Annotated in this window: 17 protein-coding genes, 22 tRNA genes and 1 rRNA gene; 8 read left to right on the top strand and 32 right to left on the bottom strand. The window is 38.7% G+C overall.

The features are described from left to right. Positions 1-109: 109 nt before the first annotated feature. Positions 110-1,120, bottom strand: a complete 1,011-nt coding sequence (locus BMX40_RS00200; RefSeq protein WP_090865596.1) for a DUF1646 family protein — start codon at positions 1,118-1,120, stop codon at positions 110-112. A 143-nt stretch (positions 1,121-1,263) separates the two neighbouring features. Then, entirely contained in the window at positions 1,264-1,461 is a 198-nt protein-coding gene (locus tag BMX40_RS00195; RefSeq protein WP_139177892.1) for a hypothetical protein, read from the bottom strand. Between the two features lie 390 nt (positions 1,462-1,851). Here BMX40_RS00195 and BMX40_RS00190 point away from each other — a divergent pair, with 390 nt between their 5' ends. The 3 genes from BMX40_RS00190 to BMX40_RS00180 all read left to right on the top strand — a co-directional run bounded on the left by BMX40_RS00190 (position 1,852) and on the right by BMX40_RS00180 (position 3,366). Then, the gene (locus BMX40_RS00190) at positions 1,852-2,307 is read left to right on the top strand and encodes an SRPBCC family protein (RefSeq protein ID WP_090865592.1); all 456 of its coding nucleotides are present in this window, start codon (positions 1,852-1,854) and stop codon (positions 2,305-2,307) included. Positions 2,308-2,542: 235 nt separating this feature from the next. Continuing rightward, on the top strand, positions 2,543-2,806 hold the full coding sequence (locus BMX40_RS00185; RefSeq protein WP_090865590.1) for a hypothetical protein: 264 nt from the start codon (positions 2,543-2,545) through the stop codon (positions 2,804-2,806). A 203-nt stretch (positions 2,807-3,009) separates the two neighbouring features. Next, entirely contained in the window at positions 3,010-3,366 is a 357-nt protein-coding gene (locus tag BMX40_RS00180; protein WP_090865588.1) for a hypothetical protein, read from the top strand. Positions 3,367-3,730: 364 nt separating this feature from the next. On the opposite strand, the gene BMX40_RS00175 is transcribed toward BMX40_RS00180, so the two are convergent. Next, on the bottom strand, positions 3,731-4,492 hold the full coding sequence (locus BMX40_RS00175; protein ID WP_090865586.1) for an SDR family oxidoreductase: 762 nt from the start codon (positions 4,490-4,492) through the stop codon (positions 3,731-3,733). 175 nt (positions 4,493-4,667) lie between these two features. Between BMX40_RS00175 and BMX40_RS00170 the strand changes: the two genes are divergently transcribed. Next, a complete protein-coding gene (locus BMX40_RS00170; protein ID WP_090865584.1) occupies positions 4,668-5,252 on the top strand; it encodes a TetR/AcrR family transcriptional regulator in 585 nt (194 codons plus the stop codon). 77 nt (positions 5,253-5,329) lie between these two features. On the opposite strand, the gene BMX40_RS00165 is transcribed toward BMX40_RS00170, so the two are convergent. The 6 genes from BMX40_RS00165 to BMX40_RS00140 form a co-directional block, all read right to left on the bottom strand. Then, complete coding sequence (locus tag BMX40_RS00165; RefSeq protein WP_090865582.1) at positions 5,330-6,598, bottom strand: hypothetical protein; 1,269 nt, start codon at positions 6,596-6,598, stop codon at positions 5,330-5,332. A 236-nt stretch (positions 6,599-6,834) separates the two neighbouring features. Next, a complete protein-coding gene (locus BMX40_RS00160) occupies positions 6,835-7,557 on the bottom strand; it encodes a cytochrome c biogenesis CcdA family protein (RefSeq protein WP_090865580.1) in 723 nt (240 codons plus the stop codon). A gap of 332 nt (positions 7,558-7,889) precedes the next feature. After that, entirely contained in the window at positions 7,890-8,570 is a 681-nt protein-coding gene (locus BMX40_RS00155; RefSeq protein ID WP_139177891.1) for a hypothetical protein, read from the bottom strand. Between the two features lie 25 nt (positions 8,571-8,595). Further along, positions 8,596-9,492, bottom strand: a complete 897-nt coding sequence (locus BMX40_RS00150; RefSeq protein ID WP_090866416.1) for an ABC transporter ATP-binding protein — start codon at positions 9,490-9,492, stop codon at positions 8,596-8,598. A gap of 81 nt (positions 9,493-9,573) precedes the next feature. Beyond that, positions 9,574-10,734 carry a hypothetical protein gene (locus BMX40_RS00145; protein ID WP_090865576.1) on the bottom strand — a complete coding sequence of 387 codons (1,161 nt, stop codon included), beginning with the start codon at positions 10,732-10,734 and terminating at the stop codon, positions 9,574-9,576. A gap of 66 nt (positions 10,735-10,800) precedes the next feature. Beyond that, on the bottom strand, positions 10,801-12,030 hold the full coding sequence (locus BMX40_RS00140; RefSeq protein WP_090865574.1) for a hypothetical protein: 1,230 nt from the start codon (positions 12,028-12,030) through the stop codon (positions 10,801-10,803). A gap of 245 nt (positions 12,031-12,275) precedes the next feature. Between BMX40_RS00140 and BMX40_RS00135 the strand changes: the two genes are divergently transcribed. From BMX40_RS00135 to BMX40_RS00120, 4 genes are all read left to right on the top strand, one after another. Next, positions 12,276-12,596: a YciI family protein gene (locus BMX40_RS00135; RefSeq protein ID WP_090865571.1), complete on the top strand. Its 321-nt coding sequence runs from the start codon at positions 12,276-12,278 to the stop codon at positions 12,594-12,596. Between the two features lie 262 nt (positions 12,597-12,858). Then, positions 12,859-13,569 (top strand): RluA family pseudouridine synthase, encoded by a 711-nt coding sequence (locus tag BMX40_RS00130; RefSeq protein ID WP_090865569.1) that lies wholly within the window; start codon positions 12,859-12,861, stop codon positions 13,567-13,569. A 227-nt stretch (positions 13,570-13,796) separates the two neighbouring features. Next, positions 13,797-14,333, top strand: a complete 537-nt coding sequence (locus BMX40_RS00125; RefSeq protein WP_090865567.1) for a GNAT family N-acetyltransferase — start codon at positions 13,797-13,799, stop codon at positions 14,331-14,333. Between the two features lie 158 nt (positions 14,334-14,491). Further along, complete coding sequence (locus tag BMX40_RS00120) at positions 14,492-15,049, top strand: nucleoside/nucleotide kinase family protein (protein WP_090865565.1); 558 nt, start codon at positions 14,492-14,494, stop codon at positions 15,047-15,049. Positions 15,050-15,134: 85 nt separating this feature from the next. Here BMX40_RS00120 and BMX40_RS00115 read toward each other — a convergent pair. The 23 genes from BMX40_RS00115 to rrf form a co-directional block, all read right to left on the bottom strand. Continuing rightward, positions 15,135-15,207, bottom strand: a tRNA-Ala gene (locus BMX40_RS00115). 18 nt (positions 15,208-15,225) lie between these two features. Further along, a tRNA-Gln gene (locus BMX40_RS00110) sits at positions 15,226-15,300 on the bottom strand. Positions 15,301-15,305: 5 nt separating this feature from the next. Next, a tRNA-Ser gene (locus BMX40_RS00105) sits at positions 15,306-15,396 on the bottom strand. Positions 15,397-15,519: 123 nt separating this feature from the next. Continuing rightward, positions 15,520-15,593: transfer RNA gene (locus BMX40_RS00100), tRNA-Ile, on the bottom strand. Between the two features lie 10 nt (positions 15,594-15,603). After that, a tRNA-Gly gene (locus BMX40_RS00095) sits at positions 15,604-15,677 on the bottom strand. 28 nt (positions 15,678-15,705) lie between these two features. Further along, a tRNA-Tyr gene (locus tag BMX40_RS00090) sits at positions 15,706-15,788 on the bottom strand. An 18-nt stretch (positions 15,789-15,806) separates the two neighbouring features. After that, positions 15,807-15,882, bottom strand: a tRNA-Phe gene (locus tag BMX40_RS00085). 96 nt (positions 15,883-15,978) lie between these two features. Continuing rightward, positions 15,979-16,071: transfer RNA gene (locus tag BMX40_RS00080), tRNA-Ser, on the bottom strand. A 25-nt stretch (positions 16,072-16,096) separates the two neighbouring features. Then, positions 16,097-16,170, bottom strand: a tRNA-Ile gene (locus tag BMX40_RS00075). Between the two features lie 9 nt (positions 16,171-16,179). Then, positions 16,180-16,255, bottom strand: a tRNA-His gene (locus BMX40_RS00070). A 19-nt stretch (positions 16,256-16,274) separates the two neighbouring features. Continuing rightward, positions 16,275-16,351, bottom strand: a tRNA-Met gene (locus tag BMX40_RS00065). 19 nt (positions 16,352-16,370) lie between these two features. Beyond that, positions 16,371-16,443: transfer RNA gene (locus BMX40_RS00060), tRNA-Ala, on the bottom strand. A gap of 13 nt (positions 16,444-16,456) precedes the next feature. Then, a tRNA-Pro gene (locus tag BMX40_RS00055) sits at positions 16,457-16,533 on the bottom strand. Positions 16,534-16,537: 4 nt separating this feature from the next. Continuing rightward, positions 16,538-16,614 (bottom strand) — tRNA-Arg (locus tag BMX40_RS00050). Between the two features lie 3 nt (positions 16,615-16,617). Then, positions 16,618-16,706 (bottom strand) — tRNA-Leu (locus tag BMX40_RS00045). Between the two features lie 6 nt (positions 16,707-16,712). Next, a tRNA-Gly gene (locus tag BMX40_RS00040) sits at positions 16,713-16,787 on the bottom strand. A 27-nt stretch (positions 16,788-16,814) separates the two neighbouring features. Then, a tRNA-Leu gene (locus BMX40_RS00035) sits at positions 16,815-16,899 on the bottom strand. A 7-nt stretch (positions 16,900-16,906) separates the two neighbouring features. Continuing rightward, positions 16,907-16,979: transfer RNA gene (locus BMX40_RS00030), tRNA-Lys, on the bottom strand. A gap of 53 nt (positions 16,980-17,032) precedes the next feature. Next, positions 17,033-17,108, bottom strand: a tRNA-Thr gene (locus BMX40_RS00025). Positions 17,109-17,297: 189 nt separating this feature from the next. Then, positions 17,298-17,374 (bottom strand) — tRNA-Asp (locus BMX40_RS00020). A 20-nt stretch (positions 17,375-17,394) separates the two neighbouring features. After that, a tRNA-Val gene (locus BMX40_RS00015) sits at positions 17,395-17,470 on the bottom strand. A gap of 4 nt (positions 17,471-17,474) precedes the next feature. Then, positions 17,475-17,549, bottom strand: a tRNA-Glu gene (locus tag BMX40_RS00010). A 10-nt stretch (positions 17,550-17,559) separates the two neighbouring features. Beyond that, positions 17,560-17,653: ribosomal RNA gene (gene rrf, locus BMX40_RS00005) — 5S ribosomal RNA — on the bottom strand; the annotation flags it as partial.

Here is a 17,653-nt window from a genome sequence, read left to right as displayed (position 1 = left end):
CGTTATTCATCGAAATCACTGTTAACATTTCCCGGGAAATATCGACATCTTCCCTAAATCATGTCGAGATACCTTTATTCTTAGTGTACCAAAATTAACATAGCTTCAACTAGTTAAATGTCAGATATACAAACATGAAACTCATCATTACCAAACCTAAAGGAACCCCATATTTCACCCATTCCCTACTCGTGATTCCTAGTTTATTTGCTGCAATGATGTTTGGGATATTACCCGGAATAAGCATTCCACCACTAATAATTAAGCTAAGCAAAATAAATCGAATTGTTCCGACTTCCATCGCTGGACTTATTTCTGCTGCTGCCAACGTCGCATTATCCAGAACAGCCGACGACATGTTTACCCAAAATAGAATGCCCGTATTAAGATCTAGCAAATACTGATTTACAAGACTTTCATAACTAGAACCAAGCATGGTTAACCCCATCACAAATAAATAGATCTTTATGGCGCGTGAAAGAATATGGGAGTAACTTTCGTAGGCTTTTCCTCCCTCTGCTTCCTCTAATTGCTTCGGCTTTAGAAAAAATATCGCGAAGATGCCAATCGATAAAACCCCAACGATGGCTTCTAAGCCAATTAAATGAAATAGAAAGGAAAAATCCTGATTTAATTTCGTTGTTGTTATGGTGGCCAATGGCTCTCCAACTGGTGTAAGTACAGAACCAAATCCAATAGCAAAACAGGACAAAATTACAGCACGGACCTCTGTTTCTCGATCGATCCGAAGCATGCTTATCATAAATACTAAAATAATAGCAGCAACAATTGCTGTAATCACACTGGATAATAGTCCTAATGATACAATCATCAATGTTAGAAATACTTTGATATCAAGGATTCGAGTAGCTTTTTGAATCAACATTCGGATTGGGTTTCTTAGCCATTTAAACAACAAACTCGCTATGAATACGACAATCGTAATATGGATTGGATTTTTAAGTGCTTTCATCCATAACGTACTATCTAATACGCCACTAAGGGTAGCGGCAATTAATCCCATCAAAAATAAAAAAGCCTCTAAATTTCGTTCAATCAGCTTGACCATAAAAGGCAAGAACAATACAAGTAATAAAATAAGTACTAAAGCAAGTGTCAACGTGAAGTCTCCTTTATAGTTGGTTTAAAGAACTTGTCTACCTATACTTATTTTATTTAACCCCCTATTATTCAAGGAAAATAAAAATAACAGGTGCCAGGCACCTGTCGATTTTTATATCATTCCAACTGTCCAATTGTATGTTAGTATTGCCGCTTTCTCCTATCTACTTCTAGTAAAACGTTAACTCGCTTTTGATTGTCTAGAGGTGTTTCATTAATAATACGAGCTCCTGCTTGTTCTACATTTCGAATTAATTCTTGATATTCCAGTTTACCATGAACCGTCCTGCTAAATTGGAACACACCAGATCTTATTCGTTGCTCACCTATCTCGTACATTACATTCCCCTCCATCAAATAAATTGTAAACTCAAGTCCCATTCCTTTATCTATATTAGGACACAACCTACTACTCCAAGAGAGATGCCACCCTCAAAGAAGCTTCGCCCTAAAAACTATGCTCATCATAGGTTGTCTAATGAATCATTTTCACACAATCCAGCTTCCGATCTAAATTCGGTGCCAGGCACCCCGTAGTGCTTGTCGAACCCCCAGTATTACTAGGTTTGCGAAACCATTATTTTGGTGCCTGGCACCAAAAAGGTGCTGCGAATTGGTAAAACTTGATATACTAAAGTAGAGGATTGTTTTTAAAACATAGTAGCAGGTATGTGCAACAAGAAACAGAATAATATTGAATAAGAATTGTACATACAAAGGAGATAGCATATGCCGATTATTAAGCATCAGCAATTTATTCAAGCACCTGTTAAAGTGTGTTTTGACCTTGCTAGAAACGTAGATATACATACGAAAACAACTGCTCAGACTAAGGAAAAAGCGATTGGTGGAGTTACACATGGACTGTTAGAAAAGGGCGATACTGTTACTTGGCAAGCTACTCACTTTGGTATTAAGCAAAGGCTAACAGCAAAAGTAATCCATATGGAAAAGCCCCTTGTGTTTGTTGATGTTATGGTGAAAGGAGCTTTTAGTTCTTTTACACATACCCATCAATTCAAAGAAGAAAAAAGCGGGACTTTAATGATGGATACGTTTGAGTATAAGTCACCTTTTGGACCATTTGGAATTATTGCGGACAAAATATTTTTGGAAAAGTATATGACAGACTTTATCATTTCTCGTGCAAAAGCACTTAAAAAGATTGCAGAAAGTGCAAAATAGCATTGTTGAACTATCTTGGGAGAGATAATTCAACAGATGCAGAAGGAGAGATTGATATAGAAATTGCGGTGATAAATGGAAATAAACCTAACAATATTAAACGTCTTAAACAAATCGATCGGGTGCGTTTATCTTGTTGAACAAACGAAGCAGTTTAGTTTAACAACGATTGTCTTTAGCATAGAGTATTATATGCTAGTTTGTAAGAAAGACAACTTATTTATGGAGGGGTTTGGTGTTTTTAACTTATTTATTTCTATTTTCAATAGGAGTGGTTTTAGGATTAGTAGTATGGAATTTAGAGAAGAAAAATAAAGGGTTCAAGAATGTGTCCAGACCGATTGTTAAGGCTTTATTTTTAGTATCACTAATTGTAATGATTATAGGGTTTACAATGGCATATTTAGACGTTTTTAGATTAGGGGTTTATATACTTATTCCGATATTAGCTGTATTTTTGGTAAGAAAAACATTTATATATTTTCAAGCTAAAAACTAAACCTTCTCTTTTGCATTAACGGGGGGTTTAATACAACAAGAAGAGAGTAAATTTATTGGTGATGTCTTACAAAGATTAAATCAAGTTATTCGAATAATGCGTCGACTTTAATCCTTAGCAATTGTACTTAAAGTAACAAGCAGGATTGTTTAACAAAAGGGAATGAACATAACTAACAAAAATGAACCGAATAGGAAGATGATATGAAAAAACTAATCATTTCATTTATTATTTTGCTTATTGTACTTGTAGCGCTTCTTTTTTATTTTACGCTAAGTACAAATTCATTTGAAGGAAGCGTATCTGAAATAAATAAAAATGGACACATAATAGTTGATTGTCCAGTACCAGATTTTGGTGCACGCGATGCTATAGCATATCAGTGTAAAGTTCATTTAACTGACAATACGGTAATAACTAATGATAATGGAAAGGTTCTATCTTTAAGTAATATTGAAATAGGAGATTCTGTCTCAGTAACGCTTACAAAAAGAAGCTTTTTGCGAAAGGATTTTAATAGTCGAACAGTAGAAGCAAAGGAAATAACCTTATTGCATTAACGATGGCATTACTTCAAAATTAACAGGTTAGCGCAATAAGAAAATGCTTCACCGATACTTGAATAACAGGGGGCAACTATCCTGTGTTGATGAAAAAGCACTAATGTACTCATACTTTTTCTAGGGGATAACGGATTCAACTAACTCCTGATGGCGAACCATTTAATAATCCTGCTATTTAGTAAGCTAACAGCTCCTCTAATTCAACAATAAAAACTTAAAAACGCTCTGAATTCAACTCAAAGCGTTTTTCTATAATTTCTCTATAAAGCTGCTAGAAACTTGACCAACTTAAATACTAATAAGAATTTATATTTCCACTTCGGAACAGATACCTAAAGCTTTGTACTAGTTGACTTTACACCTAAAACGCAGCAGTCCACCCACCATCAACAGTAAGTACAGTCCCATTCACAAAGCTAGACTCATCAGATGCTAAGAACAATGCTGCTTGTGCGATTTCTTCTGGCTGACCTGTACGAGGTGATACTGCATGGGCTAAGCCTGCTCGTCCCATTCCGAATTCATTGACACCTTTCATGCTTGAACCGATGTTGGTTTCAACGGCACCTGGTGCAATCGCATTACAGCGAATTCCTTCTTTGGCATACATATAGCCAGTATTTTTTGTCATTCCGATCACCGCGTGCTTGGATGCACCATAAGCAACACCGGCGTGCGCTCCACTAAAACCACCAGTGGATGCCGTATTAATAATAACTCCTCTTCCCTTTTCCAAGAAGATCGGAATCGCTTTTCTCATCGCACGCATAACACCTTTTGTATTAACATCAAAAAGAAGATCCCATTTTTCATCGGAAATATCTCCAATTGGTTCAAAGCTATCCATAATCCCAGCATTATTTACTAAAATATCTAACGTTCCATATTGCTTGATTGCCGTATCAATCATATTTTCCACATCAGCTAATTCCGCTACGTTGACCTTAACTGCTGTCGCTGTTCCACCGTTTTTCGTAATTGCTTCGGATACACTCTCGACACCATCACGATTTAAATCAGCTAGAACAACTTTTGCTCCCTCTTTTGCATAGAGTTCAGCAATTTCTTTTCCCATTCCAGAAGCTGCTCCCGTAACCACTGCTACTTTTCCTTCTAATCTCATGTAAACAACCTCCTCTATTCTCTTCATTATTTCCTTACCTTTTACACCTTAAGTTTAATCGATTATACTTAAAGAGAGCAATCATCAAAATGAGTAGAAATGTTGATAAATCAATAGATTTGATAGTTTTGTACAATTAGTAGATAGAAATGAACAAATTGGTGGTGGTTTGTTGATGGCAACCGATCGAAGAATTAATAAGTCAAAACAAGCATTAAAGGATGCATTAATTTTACGGATGGAAACATCTGATTTCAAAAAAATTACCATTACAGAAATTGTTCAACACGCGAACCTCAATCGAGGGACCTTCTATAAACATTACGACACAAAAGAAGCGTTACTAGAGGAACTAATTGATGATGTGATGTGTGATTTAATAGAATCTTATCGAGCCCCTTATCTTCATTCCGATGCACTGGTTATCAAAGAGCTAACCGCTTCTAAAATTAAAATTTTTGAGCATGTCTATTCTTATTCAAAATTTTACCGTGCGATCGTGTCCTCCAATGCTGTCCCTGGCATCCAGCATAAAATCTCGGATGTCTTTAAACAACTGTCACGGGATGATATGGAAATCCTTGGTACAACGAGTAATGTTGATCGTGACTTTGTATCCAGCTATTATGCCCATGCACTACTTGGCTTAATACTAGAGTGGATCAATAGTGGTTTTAAATACACTCCGGCCTATATGGCAGAACAGCTGATAGCGATCGTCACGTTTCCAGGTGCCGACGTTAAGCTGAAGCAGGGATAATTTTTTTAGCATTAGAAAAAGAAAAACCGATTTTCCAATACAGTCGGTTTTTCTTACCGTAATGCGAACACCTTCATTCATGTATCAGACACAACCCGCTGTGGCATAACCACGTAACTATTCGCCTTTCTTGCTTTCAGCACGTTTATGAGGCGCTCCTCCATAGAAGTATGACAAGTTATCTGCATAAAAACTTCATCTTTACGATTCGCAAAAAGTTTTATTTTCTTTTTATGAAAAGCGAGTTCGATGATCAAGCCCAAGAAGAAACCAACCACTAAGCCAATCAATCCCCAAATGACAGGTCCCCAGTGCAACACAAATCCATAAATTGTTCCGAGAAGCATAAAAATCGTCCCACTTACCATCGCACCGTCCAAAACACTTCTGCCATCGACGCGATGAATCGTATCAATAACATAGGTTTGGGATTCTAAGTTTTCAAAAGGCAATGCCACAATATCTTTCGATTGTACTCCGATCGTTTCCATGTCATGAATAGCCATCTCGACAAAGGGGGAATGTTCAAACGTGGCAAAGATTTGTACCGTATCGTTTTCTAGATTGTTTTGCCTTTGTTGTGCCAATTTTTCATCCCTCACTCTAAGGTAGCGTATTTGTTCAATATCGTACAATGTATTATTTTCAATCACAGCAGTATATGCTTGATAGATTGCGAACGCGTACATAGAAGGTAAGAAAAGAAACCACTGCCAGTCCGCTAAATCGGTTGCACTGCTAAAATTCCCAATGGACGATTGAAACCAGGTACCAATTGTCTTCGCTTTGTATGTAACACTAATCCACCACGCCAAAATAAATGTGCCTGCAATTGTATGTCCACTATATAATTGACCTAATCCAGGTGATAACGTCGACCATACCGCTGCTAGCCATGGTTTTCTCTTGTCCATCATAACAATGTCCACAGCACTAACATTAGAAGGAACAACCGGAGCATCTTCCACTTCTGAGAGAACGTGACTTTTACTAATTTCAACTGCAGAGCGGTAACTATCCCAAATACTAAATATGTAAACAGCTATATAAAGCAAAACCCATTCCTCGTTTATGATAGTCTTTGCTTCCTCAAACCTTCCAAGCATCGATAAGGCGATCCCCATGTTTAAGTTAGCTTGCGTGTTTACGACAAGCTCCCAAATAATTAAAACAAAGCCAGGCAGGTACCTACCTAAATAGATATGACCAAACCCCGGGAAAGTAAACGACCACCACGCTGCAACCCATGGTATACGGGGATAGAAAGAGTTGGTTCCGAATGTAGATATGGCTCCCTTGGCATAGCGAGGTACTATCGTAGAGGATTGAAACTTCTGATGCGGCATAGGTATCGCTCTCTTTCGGCTTGAAATCTTTTATAACATACCAAAAAAGCAACGATGTTATTCAGTTCCCTCCTCTTTGTTTACCTATTTTTGTTTACCTGCTATATTGGTGCCATGCTTCTATAGCTAACATCTGTCTAAAATATAACAAATGTAGCATTTCGAAATTAATAAGGACCACGCATATAGGTAAATGCGCAGTCCAAATTATTATCCTATTCAACGAAACTCTCGCCTTAAAACCCTTGGAAATCTCCAAAAATCGGTGACAATAATGAATTGATGATGGAAAATTTATCAAAAAACAAAATAATTCCCATCACGATCATAATGACGCCACCAAATTTCATGAACATGCCACTATATTTCTTTATCCAAGTAAATTTAGTAATAAAAAATGCCATTAAGAAAAACGGAATACTAAATCCTAAAATATACGACGACATGTACCATAAACCTTGTGATGGATTTGTGCCAACAAGCGCTAGTGTAGCTGCCAATATTGGGCCCATACAAGGAGTCCATCCTACTGCAAAAGCAAGGCCAATTAACATTGTACCAAGATAACCAGATGGTTTATTTGGAATGTTTAGTTTATGGTCCTTCAACAAGAACTTCGGTTGAAGCACTCCGACAGTTACCAAACCAAAGAAAACGATTAAAATAGCGCCTAATTGTCGTATCAAATCACCATATTGAACATACCAAGTCTCTATGAAAGTTGCACTTCCTGCTGATCCAAATCCCAGAACGAAATAGATTATTGAAAATCCTAGTAAAAAGAAAATTGTATGAATAATAGCTTTCCGCTGTTCTCTTATTTTTCCACTCTGTATATCTGATACACTCAATCCAGTGATATAGGATAAAAATGCTGGATACAACGGAAACACGCATGGTGAAACAAAAGTTAATGCACCTGCACCAAATGCAAGTAATATAGAAATATCCGTCTCCACAACTAATCCCCCAAATCGTTCAAGTATAAATAAACGTATGCTGCTTATCCACTAGGTCATTTCCTATTATAAAGGTAATCTTCAATCAGTGGGAGTATTACAGCCAATTATATGCAGGATAAATTGAGCAACACAGCTACGTATTTCTTGAAAGCTACGAATAATTAAAGGAATCGAAAGGATATTCATAGCTCACAAAACTATTAGTTGAGTTTCCTTGTTAAGGATTCAATGATTGGATAGATGGTTAACGAAAAGACCAAATCAGATTCGATTTGGTCTTCGATTTCATATGTATTTATCCACCAAAACTTCCTAGCGTATCCAATTCCCTAAGATTTAGGCTTAAACTCAAGAAAAGCTAACCCACTAATCTTTACTTTCTGTCCATCCTCTAAGCTAACTTCAATCATTGATTCAGGTGAGGTATCAATGATTTCGTATAGTCTTGTTGACTCCCCTTCTTCAAAAATCATTAAATCCCCAAAAGCCTGCTCAGAGGCGGCCATGACGGAATAGTCCCCTGCTTCTATATCCTTTCCAACTTCCCATATTCCTGCGGATAGCTCATTCGAAAAATTCGTTTGAGCAGGAGATATCATCGCTTCTTCGACTCCATCAAAATAGACGCTGTGTGAACCATTGAGATCAACGGTAACACTTTGTACTCCGTAAGCTTGATCGAGGATTTCTTCTAATAACAGATTTCCCTGTTCATCTGAAATGACTACGCGTCCTGACAAACCACCACTAATTGTATACCTACCTTTTGAAGGGGTGACCTCCTCACCTTCTCTTTCAACTGGCCCAACCATCATTTCTTCTGCCTCCGAGTTACTGCGGTCGATTGATTCGTAAATGGTATCACTCACATCGCCAATAATTTCATCCTTTTCCGTTCCGATGATTTCATTGTTCGCTTCGTAGTGTAATACCTTTTCCGAGGGATTTTGCTGACAGCCAACTAAAACGAATAAACTAATTATAAAGATAGTGATTATCATTCGTTTCATTTTTTCCCCTCCTCGAACTGGTTTTTCAGCTTTCATGATAATATTTTTCATAATTCTCCACCGTACCAAGCGGCCCAATGGTTATCTCCTTTTCCTTGAAGGGCAATAACCGTTGAATCCACTCCTCTAGTTCTGCAGCATCCATATCTGCTATTGGGAGGCAGCATAAACGCTCCGCAATATAGAGGTGGTGATTTGGTAAGGCATACTTTTTGCTAAACGTTTCATACTTTTCTGGAGTCAACTCTACTTTGATATATTCTTGATCCGTATCATTTAGTTTTTGTTCATGAACAATATTCCCATCCCTTAAATAAATCACACGATCTGCATATAAATCGAGATTTTCTAATAAATGGGAAGCAACGAAAATTAGTTTGCCGTCTTTTTTCATTTGCATTAAATGATTGGACAGGAGCGAAACATTGGCAACATCAAGCCCATTCATCACCTCATCCATCAGCATAATAGGCGTATCTGCTGCAGCAATCATTGCAAAGCATAGTCGTTGTCGCATCCCTAACGAATACGTCTTTACTTTTTTCTTTACATAGCTCTCCATTTGTAGTTGCTTGTATATCTCTTTCACATGTTTGGTGGAGCCCTTCCACATATTGGCATAAAGCTTCATATGATCGACACCAGATAATTCCTCAAATAAATCACTCTGTTCTGGAAATGTTGCTAGTAGTTTATGAATTTCTAGTTCATTTTTCTCCTTTTTGTATTGCAAGCGATCGTTAATCGTAACAGTCCCTTTATTCGGTTTTAAAAAATTTGCCATTACATTAAATAATGTCGTTTTCCCTGTCCCGTTTGGGGCGACTACCCCGATAATTTCCCCATCACTCGCAGAAAAAGATAGATTATCTAAAACGACCTTGTCCTTATAGCTAACCGAGATATTTTCTAATTTAAGCATCTCAATCCTCATTTCTATTATAGTCTCCTAGGTGTATCATTCCTCATGAATGATCAACGAACGTTAATTGCATGACGTCTGTTAAAAAGCTTTCTCTAAAGGGGCATCCTTTGGAACTCGAATATAAGTGAACCGGTTAATCGCATAGATTACCCCAATTAACAGAATCGTCATCCCCCCTAAAGAAATCATCGCATTCCCGTAATCAATCGATCGGTTCCCCAATTCCACAGCAAGATCACCAGATAAGACATTTGCTATATCGATATATTTTAACGGATGAAAGAAAGTCGCTTTAAAGCCAGCTGCCATAAATAAATCTGGCAGCAAATAGATAGATAGGCCGACTAATATATTTGCAAAAGCATTCTTAAATAGCATGTTTAATAAAATTGATAAAAACAAAAGAAAAACCGTAACCAGCGCAAAACCTAAAAAGATATAGAGAAGGTATTCCTGGGTTGAAACCGCAACATATCCCTCATTTTTATAAATTAATACCGGGAATGAAAATTCACCTGCGTTAAACTTTTCGGCAACATACATACTGCCAATGACAAATCCCAGAAGTAAAAAGGTATACACGAGCACAAAATGAATGGAAACCTTGCTTGAAACTTTTTTCAAAAAGGCTATTGGAAAACCTCTCATAATCGTTCGATGTCGTTGTTCATATACAAGCAGCTCATTTCCTGCAATTAAAACGATCACGAGAAATAGTAATCCAGAAATGGCATGGATAGCTTTTGTATAGTAATGATTGGTGGCAAAAGAGTCCGACTCGATTGGTAAATCCTTATCCTTAATATATTGCAATAAGGCCGTGTCCTTTAAAATGTCTTCCCTAGACATAATTAGGTGGTCAGGGATCCCTTCGTTTCCTAACTCGTGAACTTTAAGTCGTAGCTCATTTGCTTCCAGTCCGTTTTCGATATATTGCTCACTATCATCTCCTTGTCCGATATACCAAACCTGGAAATTGACCAATGATGATATCTCCGTCATGTGATCATAAACCTCGGCAACTTCAGGTACATCGTGACGTAAATTATCGAGATAATCAAAGGTAGAGTAAACTGTCCCCTTCTCCACGCGTTTTTGTTCCACTAAAGAAGGCGGCTCATCTTGTTGATAGTACATAAAAAACAAGAGGAAAAAGAGCATTAGGAACGCAGAGACAAACCAAATTTTCCGATTATGGGTTACTAATTTTGCTTCAAAGCGCGTATATTTCCAAAACATATCGACTTTCCTTTCTGTAGATCGCTAAGAATTCCTAGCAAGTACACGTAGTTTCTTAAAGTGAAATCAAGCACCTTGATAAAAACGACGCTTATTCATGATTCTTGAAACGATCAAAAGAATAATTTCTAGAATGAATACCGTAATCAATAAAACGAGAATCCCTTGTTGATACGAAATCGACTCTAGGTGAACCAAGTAATATTTTTCACCCGATATAATCCTTCCAAAGTCAAAATATGTCTGTGGAAAATTACTAATTTCGAACCCAAACAGCTCCGTTAGTGTCCTAGAATAATAGATTCGCTCGGAAAACAAAATTGCTGAACTAATCATAAGGACCAACCAGGAATTCTTAAATAATAGGCTTAAAATAGCATTCAACCGAATGAATAGATAAACAAGTATTGGTATTATTCCAAGAACTAGAAGGAAGAATTTCAACATCGTTATGGTTTCATATTCGCTAAATCGGTAACCAAAATAGTCATCTGGTTCCGTACTCGGTATAGTTATTGGTATGGATAGCTTGAAAGATCCCAAGCCGTTTTGAATCGATATAATAGCCAAGGCAAGTACAAATATCCCAATTAATACCAAAAGTGTATACATAAATGCTACAAATGATTTTATATTAATGACTCGGTACCAGCCAATCGGAGCCCCCTGTAAAACAGACCGATGCTGCCTGTCCTTGGAAATCATATCGCTACTAAAGTAAATGGCACAAAATAATACCATGAACGCAGTCGTTCCAATAAGAAAATTTTGGATCGTTTGTAATGCTGTCTTTTGTTCAATCATTTCATATGTAATTGGAACATCCGCATCTAAATACCCTTGATAGCGAAGATTTCGAAGACTAATATTACGACTTTGATCATGTGCTGGAAAAGGAGCACCGGAAATTAACATCCAATCCCTTGATTGCTGCATCTCATTAAAGACATTTCCTTTCATCCTTAATTGGACAAAACGACTCATATCCCCATCTTCAAATGCAGTAACCAATCGTGATTTTATTTTTTGCTCATACACGCTCTCTGCATACGGCCCCCGACCTGCCATTTGAACGAAGCCTGTTCCTCCTCGATTAATCATGCCTTGTTGAACTGCCTCAAGATTACTGATTTCTTTCTTCATCTCTTCTGGTTGAAAAGAGTCAGAGGTTTCTTTTGACGGAAGAACTAAAAAGCAATAACTTAAAATTAAACTTATTAATGCAATAATAAACAGGACATTTTTCCTGCTTTTACTCATCATTTTGAATTCATGTACAAACATCGCTCGATTCATCTTGACTCCCCTTTAGGTCTACCTTCTCTTATATATATAAAGCAAGTTGAAACTTACAAAAAATTATACCAATTTAATCTAGTATAAATAATAAAACAAAAAATGTAAATAAAACAAGAACGGTGCCAGGCACCCGTCATAATTTGTCGATTATTGTCGGTGCCTGGCACCGGATTGGTTTGACAATAATCGGAATTATCTTATATAATGGATGGGAACGTATATTCTGTTAGGGGGGATTTTTTATGAAGAATTACTTAGTGACATACAAGGATAAAACCAAAGGCGAGCTAAGTGAGGATTTGTTAAATAGACACGTGGACTATTTGAAGCTGCTCAGTAAAAGTGGTTCTTTAAAGTTATGTGGTCCCTTTACGGAGAATGATCGTGCCATGATGATTTTTCAGTCCCATAGTCTCGAAGAAGTAACAGCATTAGTTAGTAAGGATCCCTTCATGGAAGAGGCATACTATCAATCCTACGAGATAAAGGAATTTTTTGAAGCAAACGAAGCGAATAATTGGTTAATTGATATACCTCAAACGAAAAGTAATTTAATGGAATAAACGATGCTGAATCTATTTTCTTAATAACATAGATGAAAGTTAAAACTATACTTACGTATTACAGGTACTACCACTTATACAGTTGCTGGTTATACACCTCTTTAACAAGATAGATCAACTGCGCACATGATAGTACAATCACTACCATGTGCGTTTTTGTTTTTCCATTCTAAAAATCTATCAACATGATTGCCCCTTGATACACCAAATGACTATGTTATCATGATAATAGATTCTTTAAATTAAAGGAGTTTTTCAATTGATGAACGTCCCGATTTTATATGAGGACAATCATTTACTATTTGTCGAGAAACCAGTTAATGTACCAGTTCAAGAGGATCGCTCCAAGGATGACGATTTACTCTCTATCTTAAAAGAGGATTTGAAAGTCCGTTATCAAAAACCAGGTGATGCTTACCTCGCACTTACCCACCGGTTAGATCGTCCAGTTGGTGGTGTTATGGTATTTTCCAAGACTTCCAAAGCTGCCTCTCGCCTATCGGATGCGATAAGAAGAAAAGCCGTTGATAAAAAATACTTGGCCATTGTGCGAGGTAAACCAAAGAAAAGTCACGGTGTACTTGAGGATTACTTGGTGAAGGATAAAAAAGAAAACAAAGTATATACCGCCGATCCAAATACAAAAGCAGCGAAAAAGGCCGTTCTGGAATACGAGGTCCTCGGACAAAAGAAAGGCTTAAGCCTCCTTTCCATCGACCTACACACCGGAAGACCACACCAAATACGAGTCCAACTTTCTTCTCGTAATCTGCCCTTGTATGGCGACCAAAAATACGGAAAGAAAGTTAACCAAACTGGACAACAAATCGCCCTATGGTCACAAACACTAGCAGTAGAACACCCAACCAAAAAAGAAGAAATAAAAATCAAATCCAAACCACCAAACCAATACCCATGGAACCTTTGGGACAGGGGGACAGGTTCATCGTCCCAACAAAAAAATGCACAGTAATTCTACTGTGTATTTTTTATTTCAATCTACTATTCATTTTGCTACTGCGTGGGACAAGGGGACAGGTTCACTGTCCCAATATATCTACTAATACGACTAATTCACATTGGAAAAAACTGTTGCAGCGTTTTTCTATTTATCTATGTGAAACCGATTCCTTCCATATTCGTATATTAGGATAATAATTCTTAAGAAGAATTGAAAAATAATAGATTGGAGGTTACTTTATGTTTTCATCTAATAGAATTGCCTTACGTAAAGTAGAAAAGAAAGATATCGAACAATATCATTCCTGGAGAAACAATACGGAGGTGATGGTATCTACCAATCCATCATTAGATCAATATTCCCTTGAAGATACGAGAGAATTTGTTGAAGAGGTACTCATCAATTCCACTTCATCTAAAAGCTACATCATCATGGAAACCGAGAAAGACACACCAATTGGAATTACCTCATTAATAAATATTGATTACAAAAATAGAAATGCCGAATGTATTATTGATATCGGTGAAACAGAATATTGGGGACAGGGTTACGCAACCGAAGCCCTACACATATTAATCCACTACGCATTTCAAGAACTACATTTGCACCGCATATCGCTTAGAGTATTTGCCTTCAATGAAAAGGCCATTCATCTATATCAAAAACTTGGTTTTCAAAAAGAAGGGACTAGCCGTCAAGCATTATATCGAAATGGTCAATGGCATGACATTATCCATATGGGGATGTTAGCAGAAGAATATCGGAAGAAAGAATAAAAAACTAATACAACAATAATCACAGTACAATTAATTGAGGTGTTCATATGTATTGTCCTCTTCCAGTTACATCCCTATTCAAGATTAAATCGCTATTATCTTGATAAGGGGATAGAAAGGAATTTAACAATAACTATTTATAAGGAGAATTCAATATCATGCAAACAGCAACCCCTCCACTCGTTGTTACAATTGCTGCAATCTCTGGTGGAGGAAAAACTACTATTACGAAATATTTAAAAGAAAGACTTCAGAATTCAAAAGCACTTTATTTTGATGATTACGATTTTGATGGTCCTTTGAACATTATTGATTGGGTGGATCGTGGTGCAGATTATGACGAATGGAATTTATCCCCGCTGCTTAACGATGTAGAATTACTACTGAAAAAACCTTTAGAATACATATTGATTGATTACCCGTTTGCCTACAAACATACTAAAGCTATCCATTACATTAACCTTGCCGTTTATATTGATACACCACTGGATATTGCAATGGCACGTCGAATAACTAGAGACTATAAGAATAGCTCTAAAGAAAAAATCTTCACAAATATTCAAAACTATGTTTCCTTTGGCAGACGTGGTTATCTTGAAATGATAAATACCATCAAACCAAATTCTGACATTATCGTTGACGGTACATTACCAATTCCTGAAATAGCAGAACTCATTTATGAGAAAATACAAACATGGAAATGCAGCAACCTTTAATTGATTAATAAGTTAAATATGATCATTTTCCATCTACTACAAAAAGCTCACAAGTAGTAACAATCTACTTGTGAGCTTTTTAAGATGGAGCCTAGCGGGATCGAACCGCTGACCTCCTGCGTGCAAGGCAGGCGCTCTCCCAGCTGAGCTAAGGCCCCTTGAAATATATAAAATAATGGCTGGGCTACCAGGATTCGAACCTGGGAATCACGGGATCAAAACCCGATGCCTTACCGCTTGGCTATAGCCCAATGAATGGCGGAGAAGGAGGGATTTGAACCCTCGCGCCGCTTACGCGACCTACACCCTTAGCAGGGGCGCCTCTTCAGCCACTTGAGTACTTCTCCACATGGTTTCAAAATAGAATTGAAAATAACATTCAACTTAATTGTAGAATGTTTTTAATTTACTACTATATTATAACATACTCTTGTATGGAATTTGAAACATTGAAGATATTAATGTAGTAATGGGCCTGAGTGGACTCGAACCACCGACCTCACGCTTATCAGGCGTGCGCTCTAACCAGCTGAGCTACAGGCCCACATAATAAATGGAGCGGGTGAAGGGAATCGAACCCTCGACATCAGCTTGGAAGGCTGAGGTTTTACCACTAAACTACACCCGCATTTTGTTTATAAGAAGAAATATAATGATGGAGGGAGTAGGACTCGAACCTACGAACCCGATGGGAGCGGATTTACAGTCCGCCGCGTTTGGCCAACTTCGCTATCCCTCCACTTAGTTGTAAAATAAATGGTGGCTCGGGACGGAATCGAACCGCCGACACAAGGATTTTCAGTCCTTTGCTCTACCGACTGAGCTACCGAGCCTTATTGTATAATAGTTTTTGTTCTGAACCTTAAATCTACTAACTAATTCGGTGGATGGTTTGCTTGTTACTCTACCGAATGTTACTAAGTATTATATGGAGGAGGTAGAGGGATTCGAACCCCCGCGGGCTTTGACACCCCTGTCGGTTTTCAAGACCGATCCCTTCAGCCAGACTTGGGTATACCTCCATAATATCAAATTAAATCCTTCAGATGGACCCTGCAGGATTCGAACCTGCGACCGATCGGTTATGAGCCGATAGCTCTAACCAACTGAGCTAAGGGTCCAGATTTAAATGGGGCGACCGGTGGGGATCGAACCCACGTATGCCGGAGCCACAATCCGGTGCGTTAACCACTTCGCCACGACCGCCATCTAATGACAAAAATATTGGTGGCGGCGGAGGGGATCGAACCCCCGACCTCACGGGTATGAACCGTACGCTCTCGCCAGCTGAGCTACACCGCCAAAATTAAATGAAGATAAGTGGAGCCTAGCGGGATCGAACCGCTGACCTCCTGCGTGCAAGGCAGGCGCTCTCCCAGCTGAGCTAAGGCCCCGTAATTATTAAGATGGTCGGGAAGACAGGATTCGAACCTGCGACCCCATGGTCCCAAACCATGTGCTCTACCAAGCTGAGCTACTTCCCGTACATGGCGCGCCCGAGAGGAGTCGAACCCCTAACCTCTTGATCCGTAGTCAAACGCTCTATCCAATTGAGCTACGGGCGCATATGGTGCCGAGGACCGGAGTCGAACCGGTACGGTAGTTACCTATCGCAGGATTTTAAGTCCTGTGCGTCTGCCAATTCCGCCACCCCGGCAAATAATGGAGCGGAAGACGGGATTCGAACCCGCGACCCCCACCTTGGCAAGGTGGTGTTCTACCACTGAACTACTTCCGCACTTGAACAGAAGTTTTTTAATATGTGTGGTGCGGGTGAAGGGAGTCGAACCCCCACATCCGAAGATACTAGATCCTAAGTCTAGCGCGTCTGCCAATTCCGCCACACCCGCAAAAAGATGAGCCATGAAGGATTCGAACCTTCGACCCTCTGATTAAAAGTCAGATGCTCTACCAACTGAGCTAATGGCTCATGTGTATCGTTTAAGATGACCCCTATATCTTAAATAAATGTTTAAGAATAAGTGGTGCCGGCCAGAGGACTTGAACCCCCAACCTACTGATTACAAGTCAGTTGCTCTACCAATTGAGCTAGGCCGGCATAATTAAAAGGTAATTTAAAATTAAGTTTTTACATTTGGCTACCCCTACATCTACTAGCATATTCAAGATGTTTCGTGCTTCGGGGTTACTCGTAGCTTATTCGGTAGATGTGATGCTCGTTGCTCTACCAATTGAGCTAGGCCGGCATGTAATAAAAAGACTTAAGATATTCTACAAGGAATAAATCTGGCGGTCCGGACGGGACTCGAACCCGCGACCTCCTGCGTGACAGGCAGGCATTCTAACCAACTGAACTACCGGACCATATTTAGTTTTAATCATTATGGTGGAGGATGCAGGGCTCGAACCTGCGACCCCCTGCTTGTAAGGCAGGTGCTCTCCCAGCTGAGCTAATCCTCCACAGTGGTGACCCGTACGGGATTCGAACCCGTGTTACCGCCGTGAAAGGGCGGTGTCTTAACCACTTGACCAACGGGCCAATATAAAATGCCTGGCGGCGTCCTACTCTCGCAGGGGCAAAGCCCCAACTACCATCGGCGCTGAGAAGCTTAACTTCTGTGTTCGGCATGGGAACAGGTGTGA

Origin of the sequence: Oceanobacillus limi, from assembly GCF_900111445.1 — a bacterium.
Classification (GTDB): domain Bacteria; phylum Bacillota; class Bacilli; order Bacillales; family Amphibacillaceae; genus Ornithinibacillus; species Ornithinibacillus limi.
This window is presented reverse-complemented; position numbering and strand designations above follow the sequence as displayed.